The 12973-nt window shown below is 46.3% G+C and carries 11 protein-coding genes, 1 pseudogene and 2 riboswitches; of the genes and pseudogenes, 6 read left to right on the top strand and 6 right to left on the bottom strand.

Features of this window, described 5'->3' with window-relative positions:
* Window positions 1-182 precede the first annotated feature (182 nt).
* The 4 genes from pepT to MY7_RS16915 all read left to right on the top strand — a co-directional run bounded on the left by pepT (window position 183) and on the right by MY7_RS16915 (window position 4124).
* Complete coding sequence (pepT, locus tag MY7_RS16905) at window positions 183-1415, top strand: peptidase T (RefSeq protein WP_007614719.1); 1233 nt, start codon at window positions 183-185, stop codon at window positions 1413-1415.
* Window positions 1416-1991: 576 nt separating this feature from the next.
* Complete coding sequence (locus tag MY7_RS19800; RefSeq protein ID WP_003150808.1) at window positions 1992-2159, top strand: hypothetical protein; 168 nt, start codon at window positions 1992-1994, stop codon at window positions 2157-2159.
* 102 nt (window positions 2160-2261) lie between these two features.
* Window positions 2262-2738 carry an LURP-one-related/scramblase family protein gene (locus MY7_RS16910; RefSeq protein ID WP_007614724.1) on the top strand — a complete coding sequence of 159 codons (477 nt, stop codon included), beginning with the start codon at window positions 2262-2264 and terminating at the stop codon, window positions 2736-2738.
* A gap of 84 nt (window positions 2739-2822) precedes the next feature.
* A riboswitch (SAM riboswitch) is annotated at window positions 2823-2909 on the top strand.
* A gap of 78 nt (window positions 2910-2987) precedes the next feature.
* Window positions 2988-4124, top strand: coding sequence for a 5-methyltetrahydropteroyltriglutamate--homocysteine S-methyltransferase (locus MY7_RS16915; RefSeq protein WP_015418525.1), 1137 nt, complete (start codon window positions 2988-2990; stop codon window positions 4122-4124).
* A 34-nt stretch (window positions 4125-4158) separates the two neighbouring features.
* Here MY7_RS16915 and MY7_RS16920 read toward each other — a convergent pair whose 3' ends face one another.
* Complete coding sequence (locus MY7_RS16920; protein ID WP_029325759.1) at window positions 4159-5040, bottom strand: methyltransferase domain-containing protein; 882 nt, start codon at window positions 5038-5040, stop codon at window positions 4159-4161.
* Window positions 5041-5401: 361 nt separating this feature from the next.
* Window positions 5402-5502: riboswitch (purine riboswitch) on the top strand.
* Window positions 5503-5637: 135 nt separating this feature from the next.
* Here MY7_RS16920 and MY7_RS16925 point away from each other — a divergent pair.
* On the top strand, window positions 5638-6831 hold the full coding sequence (locus MY7_RS16925) for a NupC/NupG family nucleoside CNT transporter (RefSeq protein ID WP_029325760.1): 1194 nt from the start codon (window positions 5638-5640) through the stop codon (window positions 6829-6831).
* 47 nt (window positions 6832-6878) lie between these two features.
* On the opposite strand, the gene MY7_RS16930 is transcribed toward MY7_RS16925, so the two are convergent.
* The 3 genes from MY7_RS16930 to MY7_RS16940 form a co-directional block, all read right to left on the bottom strand.
* Window positions 6879-7553: a DUF3298 and DUF4163 domain-containing protein gene (locus MY7_RS16930; RefSeq protein WP_007614732.1), complete on the bottom strand. Its 675-nt coding sequence runs from the start codon at window positions 7551-7553 to the stop codon at window positions 6879-6881.
* A 140-nt stretch (window positions 7554-7693) separates the two neighbouring features.
* Window positions 7694-8002 (bottom strand): hypothetical protein, encoded by a 309-nt coding sequence (locus MY7_RS16935; protein WP_015418528.1) that lies wholly within the window; start codon window positions 8000-8002, stop codon window positions 7694-7696.
* 251 nt (window positions 8003-8253) lie between these two features.
* Complete coding sequence (locus tag MY7_RS16940) at window positions 8254-10305, bottom strand: catalase (protein ID WP_029325761.1); 2052 nt, start codon at window positions 10303-10305, stop codon at window positions 8254-8256.
* A 200-nt stretch (window positions 10306-10505) separates the two neighbouring features.
* Between MY7_RS16940 and citH the strand changes: the two genes are divergently transcribed.
* Window positions 10506-11786 (top strand): citrate transporter CitH, encoded by a 1281-nt coding sequence (gene citH / locus MY7_RS16945; protein WP_007614739.1) that lies wholly within the window; start codon window positions 10506-10508, stop codon window positions 11784-11786.
* 41 nt (window positions 11787-11827) lie between these two features.
* Here the strand turns inward: citH and bglS are convergent, their stop codons facing one another.
* Entirely contained in the window at window positions 11828-12559 is a 732-nt protein-coding gene (gene bglS / locus MY7_RS16950) for a beta-glucanase (protein WP_007614740.1), read from the bottom strand.
* Window positions 12560-12776: 217 nt separating this feature from the next.
* Window positions 12777-12869 (bottom strand): annotated as a pseudogene (locus tag MY7_RS19410) (CAT RNA binding domain-containing protein); the annotation flags it as partial.
* Between the last annotated feature and the right edge of the window lie 104 nt (window positions 12870-12973).

The raw sequence follows: 12973 nt of genomic DNA on the forward strand, positions 1-12973 counted from the left end.
GATCATATTATATCGGTTTTTTCTTCCTCAATCATCCATTTCCAAAAAGTTTAATCGTTTAGTCATCGTTTCTTCATAATTTGTTTTCATTCGCGTAAAAAACAGAGCCCTCGATTCAAAACGGTTGCGAAATAGAAATCCCTCCCCCGCGCATGGTAAGATAAGACAAAGGAGATGACGGTATGAAAAAAGAAATCATTGAACGCTTTACCTCTTACGTAAAAGTCGATACACAGTCTGACGAAAACAATGAAAACTGCCCTTCAACCCCCGGCCAGCTGACATTGGCCAACATGCTGGCAGATGAATTAAAGTCGATCGGCATGACAGACATCACAGTCGATGACAATGGGTACGTCATGGCGACTCTGCCGGCGAATACGGATAAAGACGTGCCGACTGTCGGTTTTCTGGCTCACGTGGACACCGCGACCGATTTTACCGGAAAAAATGTGAATCCTCAGATTATTGAGAGCTACGACGGACATGATATCGTTCTGAATGACAAACTCAATGTCGTCCTGTCGCCTGAGCAATTCCCGGAGCTCTCCCGCTATAAAGGCCAGACGCTGATCACAACAGACGGCACGACGCTGCTCGGAGCCGACAACAAAGCGGGCATTGCCGAAATCATGACGGCAATGGCGTACTTGATCAAACATCCGGACATCAAACACGGAACGATCCGGGTCGCGTTCACGCCCGATGAAGAAATCGGCAGAGGCCCTCACAAATTCGATGTCGGCCGCTTCAACGCCGCATTCGCCTACACGATAGACGGAGGCCCCCTCGGCGAACTGCAATATGAAAGCTTTAACGCAGCAGCCGCAAAGCTTACTTGTTACGGAAAAAGCGTGCACCCGGGAACGGCGAAAAACAAAATGGTCAACGCTTCAAAAATCGCGATGGAATTTCATCACGCGCTGCCGAAAGAAGAAGCGCCGGAATATACGGAAGGGTATGAAGGCTTCTATCATTTACTTTCCATGAACGGAGACGTTTCTGAAGCCGCCCTGTCGTACATCATCAGAGACTTTGACAGAGACCGCTTTGCAGAACGAAAAGAATATATGCAGAAAACCGCCGATGCGCTGGCGGCCAAATACGGCAACGAAAGCATCAAGCTTGAACTGCGTGATCAATATTACAACATGAGAGAAAAAATCGAACCGGTCAAAGAGATAGTCGATGTCGCCTATCAAGCCATGAAAAACCTCGACATCGAACCGATTATCGAACCGATCCGGGGCGGAACCGACGGATCACAGCTCTCTTACATGGGACTGCCGACACCGAACATTTTTACGGGCGGCCAAAACTTCCACGGAAAATATGAATACATTTCCGTCGATCATATGGAAAAGGCGGTAAACGTCATTGTTGAAATCGCCAGGCTCTTTGAAGAGCGCGCTTAAAACCAAAGCCCCCTGCTTTGGTTTTTTTCTTTCACATGAAACCTTTCCTTCTTTCTTTCCGTATATAAGGTATGAATTGGAAAGAAGGAGTGAAGACTATGGCAAGAGGCACTGTAGCGAAAGAATTGAAAAAAACCTTAAAAGACCCGCGTGTTCTGGAGACAAAATCAAACCCTTTTAAAAAACTGCGGAAAATGTTCAAACGATTTTTTTAAGATAACATCTCGTTTTCTTTAAAAAAATAAAGAAAGCGCTGTCAACTCGCAGTCATCTGTTAGAAGCAGTTATTTTGCATATTATAAGGTTTTTTAGGGTACTGAATAACACAAGGCAAACGAAAACACTGAAGTAGTTATTTAGACACTTACAAAAAATAGTGAAAAAGTTATATAAACGATCATCATTCATCAGCCGATACAATCTATAGAACCACAACAAGAGCAAAATTTCTTCAACCCATAGTTATTTTTACGGAAAATGACGTTATTTTTTAAAAAAGTGACAATTGTTTGAATACTTTTCGTTTGTTTTTTCGTACAATAATAATACCAAAACTTTTTTTGGGAGGTATGTAAAATGATGCTACTTATTTTTGCTGCTTTGACAGGGTATCTTGTTTTCTCTTTCAGTAAGGACAACCGCCGGAAAACGCCAAAGACAAGCCCGCTGGTGACAGCTGCCGACACGAATAACATCATTGATTTAAATGCGATCCGTCAAAAACGCCGGATGCCGCTATCATAAAAACGACAGCTGCCGCAAAATCGGCAGCCTTTTTTTATGCACCCGGCCTATATGAAACCATCCGCCTCCTTTTTTCGTACAACATAAAAAAGGAGTTTTTTTATGTACCATTTTTACATCAAAGAGCGAATGTTGACGTTTAAGAATCGTTTTCAAGTGTTTCTTGAAAGCGGAAAAGAAGTCTACAATGTTGAAGGAAAGCTGTTTTCATTTGGTGATGAACTGAAGCTGACTGATTTGGACGGCCGCACGCTCGCCAGCGTCAATCAGAAACTGATGTCGCTCGTTCCCCGTTACGAGATTTCCGTCAGCGGCAAACCCGTCTGCCAAGTCATCAAGAAAGTCACGTTTTTCAAACCGAAATTTGAAATTTCCGGACTCGGCTGGGATCTTACCGGCGATGTGTGGGGCCGGAATTTTCAAGTGACAGACGGAGAATCAAACCGGATGACCGTCACCAAATCATGGATGAGCTGGGGCGATTCCTATCATTTGCAGATTGAAAAGGAAGAGGATATCGTTCTTTGTCTCGCGATCGCCATCGTGATAGATATGATTCTATTTGAGGGTGACAAATAAAAATATTTATCGAAATATATTGACAATATGAGAAAACATACTAAGATTAATAGTATTACAGTTTATTCTGAAAAATAGCATATTTCCTTATCAAGAGAGGTGGAGGGACTGGCCCTATGATACCCGGCAACCGCTGTACAGCAGAATGGTGCTAAATCCTGAAGATAAGGTTGAGATTTGCGGACGCAAGCTCTTCCCTATCCGAGGGAAGAGTTTTTTTATATTTCATCAGGAAAGAAGGAATCGTTCATGTCACAGCAAAACACAGAACAACCATTGCATACGCTTCTAAGAAAAAACCCGCCGTTTCGCGCGGATCAAGTCGGAAGCCTGCTGCGGCCGGCGGCTGTGAAGCAAGCCCGCCTGCAAAGAGCGGCGGGTGAGATTTCGGCAGAACAGCTGCGCGAAATCGAAAACAAAGAAATCATCCGCAGTGTGAAAAAGCAGAAAGAAACCGGCCTCAATGTCGTGACTGACGGCGAATTCCGCCGGGCCTGGTGGCATTTTGACTTTCTCGAAAATTTAGACGGCGTCGAAGCGTTTACGCCTGAAAGCGGCATTCAGTTTCACAACGTACAGACGAAAGCGCGCGGCATTAAAGTAACGGGAGATATTGATTTTTCTCAGCATCCGATGCTCGAAGATTATAAATTCCTGCACAGCATTGCCGGCGATGCTGTTCCGAAAATGACCATTCCAAGTCCGAATATGCTGTTTTTCCGCGGAAAATTGGAAAAAGCGTCCTACCAGAATGATTACAAACAATTTCAGCACGATGTGTCAAAGGCGTATAAAAAAGCGATTCAAGCTTTCTATGACGCCGGGTGCCGCTATCTTCAGCTCGATGACACCGCATGGGCCGTTTTCTTATCAGAAGCGGGGCTTCGTCAGATTGAAGCTTTCGGCACAACGCCGGATGAGCTGCGCAAGCTGTTTGCCGCTTCCATTAATGACGCCATCAAGGACCGCCCTGACGATCTGAAGGTTACGATGCATATCTGCCGCGGCAACTTCCAATCCACATGGACGGCTGAAGGCGGCTATGATGCAGCGGCTGAAACGATTTTTGACGGGCTTGACCTTGACGGATTGTTCTTGGAATATGATGATTCCCGCTCCGGCGGCTTTGAACCGCTCCGTTATGTCAAACGCTCTGATCTTCAGCTTGTGCTTGGCTTGATTACGTCGAAACATGGCGAACTTGAAGACAAGGACGCGATTAAACGCCGGATTGAAGAGGCTTCACAATATGTCAGTCTGGATCAGCTTTGCCTCAGCCCGCAATGCGGATTCGCCTCCACTGAGGAAGGAAACCTGATCACAGAAGAACAGCAATGGGCGAAACTGCGCCATGTCGTCAACATTGCCGGTGAAGTCTGGAAATAAAAAAAAGACACGCGATCAGCGTGTCTTTTCCGTTTTACAGCGGACTGGTTCCGATTAAAATATCGATATCTATCGTGACAGCAGCCTCTTTCCGGCTGATAAACCGCCGGATGCTGTCATCAGTACATTTCCATGTTAAGGGCGTCATTTTCACAAGCCGCTCGAGGTCAGGCTGCGCTAAGGTCTTCGTGTAACACAGCCGTTTGCGCTCAAAGGTTTGAAAGCCCGCTTGGAATCGTCCGGCCGCAGAATCGGCGGTGTCATTCCGCCGAGGACTGTCTCCGAAGAAGAATTCCCTTACTTCCTTCAAATAATCACGCCGCGGCACCGCTTTAATGACTGTGCCGCCCTTCCTTAAAAGCCTGCTGCATTCCTTGTAATTCCAAGGTGATAAAACAGACATTACGACATCAAAACAGCTGTCGGCAAACGGCGCATCCGCCACATCAGCGACGGCAAAAACCAAATGATTCCCGAAGGCCTTTGCGGCATGCAGCACACCTTCTTTCGAGAGATCAATGCCGATTCCCGTCACGGAAAAAGCGGGCTGAAGCAATTTGCATACGGCGGCTAAATGAGAGCCTTCTCCGCATCCCGCATCCAATATCGCCGCCGATGTTTGCGGAGATTGAATATGGGTGATGATGGCGGCGATCTCCTTTTGAACCGGAACAAAAAATTCCCGGCTGTCAAAAAGCTCGCGTCTCGCTTCGAACAGCTGCCTGTCATAGCTGGTTTTGACCGATTTATTGAGGAAATTCACATATCCTTGTTTTGATATATCAAATGTATGCCCGTGTCCGCAAATCAAGCTTTTGTATTGTGAGACCGCCATGGCCGACCGGCATAGCGGACACCTGAACACGGACTGGCATGATTGCAGTAATTCCGCGCGTTTTCTTTTTATAGACGTCAAAAAAACACCTCATTCATTCGTTATTCCGATGAAATGAAAAAGGCATAGACAAATAAACCTCGCCAAATTGGAAGGTTTAACCTGTTTATCTATACCTCTCATTATCTGTAACGAATGAACTGGATGATCACGAAAATGACCCCTTTTCTGCCGTCTTTTGAAGGCTGTGCCCTCAGATCCATTTTATCAGCTGCATCCCGTCTTTACAATGAACCGGAACGGTTTTGGGAGTTTTTTATACCTTTATTATCCAATTACTTATAGACATCCTTTATTTTCTTTATTTATAATATAAATTTATTATTTTGAAAATATCTAAAAAGGTTGATTTTCAAAAATTGAAACGATAAAATACTGCTATCTCATGTAATATCGTTATTCTTGTATATGATCAGTAATATGGTCTGATTGTTTCTACCTAGTGCCGTAAAAGACTAGACTACAAGAAAGTTTGCATAAATTTGAACGAGTGAAAAGCATATGACGCTGTCTATTCTTTTCTTTTGGCTCTTATTTATCACACTTTCTGGCTTTCAGGAATTTGTGACGAATAAGAGCTTTTTTTATTTCCATAATACCCTTATAGGAGTTGCTCACATGTACTTTTTATTGAACATTGTCGGTCTCATTGTTGTCATGGCTGTTGTTTTCTTATGCTCTCCCAACAAGAAGAAGATTAAATGGCGTCCGATTGTCATGCTCCTCGTCTTTGAGTTTCTGATTACTTGGTTTATGTTAGGGACAAAAATCGGCGGCTTTGTCATCGGGAAGATCGGCGCGTTCTTTACATGGCTGATTTCCTGCGCCAGTCAAGGGATTGCGTTCGCTTTTCCGTCTGTCATGGCGAACCCGACGGTTGATTTTTTCTTCAGCGCATTGCTGCCGATTATCTTCGTCGTGACCTTCTTTGATATGCTGTCGTATTTCGGTATTCTGCCGTGGCTCATTGATAAAATCGGCTGGCTGATTTCTAAAATATCCCGTCTGCCGAAGCTGGAGAGCTTTTTCTCCATCCAGATGATGTTTTTAGGAAATACGGAAGCTTTAGCCGTCATCCGCCAGCAGCTTGCCGTCGTCAGCAACAATCGGCTTCTGACATTCGGGCTGATGAGCATGAGCAGCATCAGCGGCTCGATCATCGGATCGTACTTGACGATGGTTCCGTCCACTTATGTGTTTACAGCCATCCCGCTGAATTGCTTAAACGCGCTTTTAATCGCCAATATGCTGAATCCCGTGGACGTTTCTAAAGAGGATGATATTATTTACGTTCCTTCAAAAGCGGAGAAAAAAGACTTCTTCTCCACGATTTCTAACAGTATGCTTGTCGGCATGAACATGGTCATTGTCATTTTAGCGATGGTAATCGGCTATGTGGCGTTAACGGCCGCGTTAAACGGCGTACTCGGACTGTTCGTGCACGGTTTGACCATTCAAAAGATTTTCTCATACATCTTCAGTCCGTTTGCCTTCCTTCTCGGATTAGGCGTACATGACGCGATGTATGTCGCACAGCTGATGGGCATCAAGCTCGCGACGAATGAATTCGTGGCAATGGCCGACCTGAAAGGGCAGCTGAATTCACTTCCGCCGCACACGATTGCCGTGGCTACGACATTCCTGACATCATTCGCAAACTTCAGCACCATCGGTATGATCTACGGATCTTATCAATCTCTGCTTGATGGTGAAAAGTCAGCCATCATCGGAAAAAACGTCTGGAAGCTGCTTGTCAGCGGAATTGCCGTTTCCTTATTGAGCGCGGCGATTGTCGGATTGTTTGTCTGGTAAAAGAAAAAAGCGATACCGCTCCGTTTTGGAGTGATATCGCTTTTTTTTTATTGATAGACGGATGCAGGTACGAAAACGTCCCGGATTCCTGCCGCGTACGGTCCGAGATCATATTGTCCGAACACAACGGCAATGCCGTTTTTCGTAAAGAAGAAAGGTCTTTCGTTATTCAGGATGATCTCCTGTTTTTTAACGTCCTGATCGAACAGATCATCATGTTTCTTGATGTAGCCGTAAAGATAGTCTCTCGTCTTGTTAGCTTTCGTTTTTGTATTCAGCACATCATTGAGTGTGACCCGTTTTTTTGCGGCCAAGTCGTAATTAAAGGTCTGAACAGATGTCAGCCCGTGTGCGCCGCCTGTGTAACTGTAGTCTTCCGTCTGAATGCTGAGCTTGCCGTCTTGATTATACTTCACCTTGAAATCTGCCTGGTATTCCGCTTTGTAGCCTTGTTTCTCACCGTCTTTTTTGTTTTTCACATATTCTTGGTACGATTGTTCAATATAGAGTTTGAAGTCCTGATTGATTTTCTTTTCAAAAGATGCGTTTCCCGTTTTTGTGACCTCGGGGTATGTCAGCTGTTTTACATGCTTATACGTATGGCTTTTGACAACGGGCTTTGCGGTTTGCGCGGCCTCGGCTGAAGGCGCGAAACCTCCGAACGACGCGGCTGTCAGCACGGTTAAGAGCACGGCCGCCATCATTTTGAATGCCTTTTTCATCACAACTCCTCCTTTTCATTACCGTTCCCTTTTTGAAAACGGGTTACACTCTATAGACAGCGCGGAACAGCAAATTGTTTCTGGGCCTTCTTTCACATTTTCTCCATGAAAAAAAGAGACATGGAAAATCCACGCCTCTTTTACCGTGAAGGTCTTTGCGCAATGGCTTCATAAACGGCTTCCGCCAAATCGGAGTTGCCGAACATCTCCAAAACGCCGATAACGGTTTGATCAGGAATCGGTTCTGATTCCTCCTTCGGCACGACAAGTTCTTCAGCCGTTTTTCGCAGCTCTTCGTTTAAAGGCTGTCCGGGATAAGCCTTGCTGTAAATGGCCATCGGATCAAGGTCATGATTGACGCACCATTGGGCAAACACCAAAATCATCATGTTTTCGTCACGCCGGTAATATTCTTCAAGTTGTTTTTCGGTAAACGGCTTCACTATCATTCGCTCCTCCAGAAAATCTACCCCTAAGATACACAAACACAGAGCGGAAGTAAACCAAAGAGGGTGAAACATATTATTTCATCAACCCGCCTGCTTTAAATGGCGCATGCCCTGACTCTCTAAAACTGTTGTCTGAATGTCCCGGACAGCGGAAGGTACGGATTTGCACGGAAGCAATTTTCGTTTTCTCCTCAGATATTTCACTTTCACAAGAAAAAAGCGCCCCTCTCATAAAAGGCGCTTTTTCATTCTTATATGTTTCTGTCCCAATGCCGATGCTCAGCCACGGCTTTCAGAAATTGTTCGCAGTTTCCGTCCGGAACAAGGCCGGGGCCGTTTTCGGTTCCGGCGGCGAGGGCGAGAAGTTCTTTTCCTTCACCGGAGGCGCCGATCGCTTTGTAATGGCTGAAAGCTTCGCTGACGAAGTCTCTGGCCGATTTTTGGGCTTTGAGGCTGTCTGTGCTTTGTTTTCCGCCCGGAATGAAAACAGCGTCGTACAGGACGGAATCCGCTGTCAGGAAAGTGGCTGATGCTTCCAGCTCCGTACCGTTTTCTCCCTTCACGGTTCCCAGCGCGGGGCTGATGATATCGGCTCTGACTCCCGCCTGTTTGCATGCGTCAAGCACTTGTTTGACTTTCTCATCAGAAAATCCGTAATCGGTTAAAACCGCAACCTGCCTTGTCGCTGCCGTCTTCACCGTGTTTTCCTGGCTTAAGGCCGGGGAAGTGAACGTTTCATCGGATTCACGATCCTTCGGCGGCGGGTTCACGCCGATTCCTTTCGCAACACGCTCGGCAAGCCCGGCGTCGACATGACTGAAGACATCAACCACCTGCTGCTGCACATCCTTGCTGTTCACTTTTCCGACTTCAAAACAGAACGCGGAGATGATATGTTCTTTCTCGGCGGGAGACATGCTGTTCCAGAACATCTTGGCCTGAGAAAAATAGTCATTGAAGCTCTCACTGCGCTGGCGGATTTTTCTGCCTTCTACTTTTTCCTGATAATGAACGTATCCGCCTTCTTCTTCTGAGGCCGGCGACGGATCATTGTTCTGCAGGGAATTTTTATGATAGGCGACAGGGCCCTTATTAATCGTCATCCGATGGTAGCCGTCGTATTGGTTGTTATGGAACGGGCAGACCGGCCGGTTGATCGGAATCTCGTGAAAATTCGGCCCGCCAAGACGGATGAGCTGTGTATCCGTATAAGAGAAAAGCCGGCCTTGAAGAAGCGGGTCATTGGTAAAATCGATGCCCGGCACGACATTGCCCGGGTGGAATGCGACTTGTTCTGTTTCCGCAAAAACATTGTCCTGATTGCGATCGAGGGTCATTTTTCCGATCAGCTTGACGGGAACCAATTCTTCCGGCCACAGTTTTGTCGGATCAAGGATATCGAAATCAAACTTAAATTCATCTTCTTCGTCAATCATCTGAACACCGAGCTCATACTCGACTTTGCCGCCGTTTTCAATCGTTTCCCACAGGTCGCGGCGGTTGAAATCGGGATCTTTGCCGGCAATTTTCTGCGCTTCATCCCATACGAGGGAATGAACGCCGAGCACGGGTTTCCAGTGGAATTTTACAAAGCGCGCTTTTCCTTTCTCGTTGACGAAACGGAACGTATGCACGCCGAAGCCCTCCATCATCCGATAGCTTCGCGGGATGCCGCGGTCAGACATCGTCCACATGACCATGTGCGCGGATTCAGGATTGTTTGCGACAAAATCCCAGAACGTATCATGAGCCGTCGCAGCCTGCGGCATTTCATTGTGCGGTTCCGGTTTTATGGCGTGAACGAGATCCGGGAATTTGATCGCGTCCTGAATGAAGAACACCGGAATATTGTTTCCGACGAGGTCATAGTTCCCTTCTTCAGTATAAAACTTCGTCGCAAATCCCCTGGCGTCACGGACGGTGTCGGCTGATCCCTTGGAGCCCGCCACTGTTGAGAAACGGACGAAAACAGGCGTTTTGACGGACGGGTCCTGCAAAAATTTCGCCCGTGTATATTCCGTCATCGGTTCGTACACCTGAAAATGCCCATGAACGCCGTACCCGCGCGCATGAACGACCCGTTCCGGAATCCGCTCGTGGTCAAAGTGCGTCATTTTTTCACGAAAATGAAAATCCTCCATCAGCGTGGGGCCGCGGACGCCCGCTTTTAAAGAATGCTCATCCTCAGACACGCGAAGCCCCTGATTGGTCGTCATTTTTTTGCCGCTGTTATCAGACCGGTACTGCTCCAGCTGTTCGTCCTTTGAGTGTTCATTTACTCGTTTGTTTTGATCATCACTCATGTCAGTTCCCCCTTTTAAAACGAAACATTCTACAGCACATTTACCCCCGGCGTTCTTCATATAAACTGCTGATCCGCTCATTAGGATTTTAGGTCTGTATTTACATATGCGGTCATACACATTTTGAAATAAGCCATTTTCACAGAAAGAAGTCGTGAAAGCGCTTACCAAAATAACTGTTGAACAGGGGAGGTCATATCGTGCTTGCCATACTCGGTTTTGTGATGATGATTGTCTTTATGTATCTTATTATGTCTAACCGGCTTTCCGCTCTTATTGCTTTGATTGTCGTTCCTGTTGTGTTTGCCCTGATCAGCGGATTTGGCAAAGATCTCGGCGAGATGATGATTCAAGGCGTTACAGACCTCGCTCCAACCGGGATCATGCTGTTATTCGCCATCCTGTATTTCGGAATTATGATTGACTCAGGTCTGTTTGATCCCCTCATTGCCAAAATCCTATCGCTTGTCAAAGGGGATCCGTTAAAAATCGCCATCGGCACAGCGGTTCTGACGATGACCATTTCGCTGGACGGAGATGGGACAACAACGTATATGATTACAATTGCGGCAATGCTGCCCCTTTACAAACGGCTCGGCATGAACCGTTTGGTGCTGGCGGGGATTGCGATGCTCGGTTCGGGGGTCATGAATATTATTCCGTGGGGCGGGCCGACGGCGAGGGTTTTGGCTTCCTTGAAATTGGACACGTCAGAAGTTTTTACGCCGCTGATTCCCGCTATGATCGCCGGCGTTCTCTGGGTGATCGCCGTTGCTTATCTCCTCGGAAAAAAAGAACGGAAGCGGCTCGGCATCATTTCGATTGAACACGCGCCGTCTTCTGATCCGGAGGCGACGCCGCTCAAGCGTCCCGCTCTCCAATGGTTTAACCTGCTGCTGACTGTTGCTCTGATGGCCGCGCTGATCACCAGCCTGCTGCCGCTCCCTGTTCTTTTTATGATCGCGTTCGCCATCGCCTTGATGGTCAACTATCCAAATGTCAAAGAGCAGCAGAAACGGATTTCGGCACATGCGGGTAATGCGTTAAACGTTGTCTCAATGGTGTTTGCGGCAGGCATATTTACAGGCATTCTCTCAGGCACAAAAATGGTCGATGCAATGGCGCATTCTCTCGTTTCCCTCATCCCTGATGCCATGGGCCCGCATCTGCCGTTGATCACTGCGATCATCAGCATGCCTTTCACCTTTTTCATGTCGAATGACGCCTTTTACTTCGGTGTGCTTCCCATCATCGCTGAAGCCGCTTCCGCTTACGGAATAGACGCCGCTGAAATCGGAAGAGCCTCCTTGCTGGGGCAGCCTGTGCATCTGCTCAGCCCGCTTGTGCCATCCACCTATCTATTGGTCGGAATGGCAGGCGTCAGCTTTGGCGATCATCAAAAATTCACTATTAAATGGGCCGTGGGGACAACGATTGTGATGACGATTGCGGCGCTTTTGATTGGGATTATTTCGTTTTAATTAAAAAAGGATTTCCGCTGGCGGAAATCCTTTTCTGTACATTATTTTTTTGTATAGCGCACCCAGTCATAATGAGCGTATAGCGGATTTACACCATTGTAGGAACCGAGCCAGTCATCAACACCTATCCCATTCCATAAGTTCATCATGATCTTTCCCGGTGTTGTCGGGATTTGGCTTGTCGCAGTATGTTTTAATTGCCCATCGACATACCATTTAATAGAGTTTGGCTGCCAATCGAACGCATACGTATGATAGGCATTGGCCGCATCAAATCCGAGATCCGCGACCTTCTCATGATTTCCCTTTCCATTTGTATAATAATTAAATTGAACCTTTGTAGTGTCTTTTCCTAAAAATTCGATATCAATCTCATCCCAAGGAGTGCCATCCGTTGGACCTGTATAAGTGAAGAACGATGAAACGATCCCTGTGTTTTTAGCCGGTTTCATTCTGACTTCATAAAGTCCATAGCCATAGGTTTGAACGGAGCGGTTCTCCCCGCAGTCAAACTTGTTATAAGACGGGCTTGTCAGCGCCAAACGCATTTCACCTGATGACGTCATTGATACATTATTTGCACGCCACGTGCAGTTGAACATATCTCCATTGGAATAACCATTTGCTTTTTGCCATAATCCGGAGTTATAGCTGTTAAAAGGTTCAAAAAACGATCCGCCTGTTTGAGCTGATGCAGTAGAAGTGATCGCACACAAACTCAAAAACAATCCAGTGACAAGAAGCAGCAGCACTCGTTTCATACGATAAAACATGTTGGCATTCCCCCTTCTTTGAAAGCGATTTCTTTATCGATCATACATGATTCTGTAAAAGGGAACATCGGTCAGAATAATGATAAAAATGAAACTTAAAAAGACCTAAATTACCAACAGCACAAACAGAAATGATCCGCGCTCATTGTAATTTAGGTTTTGCCTGCCTTAACCAAGTCATATGTGAATGTAAGACAAAATAAATACAAGGAAACTAAAATGGAATGCCCCGGCCCATGATGACCAATTCCTGATTGCCTTCTTTGAGCACACTGACAACATTATTATTAATGACTTTCGCAATCTTCAATTCTGTCTCTCTCCCGCCTGACCATTTACCTGCTACACCTTGATTGTACATCCTTTTTGAACTAGTTCAATATCTCCAGGTCAATCAGAAAACGCCGTTCAGAA

This window comes from Bacillus sp. 5B6, assembly GCF_000259405.1.
In the GTDB taxonomy this organism is placed as follows: Bacteria; Bacillota; Bacilli; order Bacillales; family Bacillaceae; genus Bacillus; species Bacillus velezensis.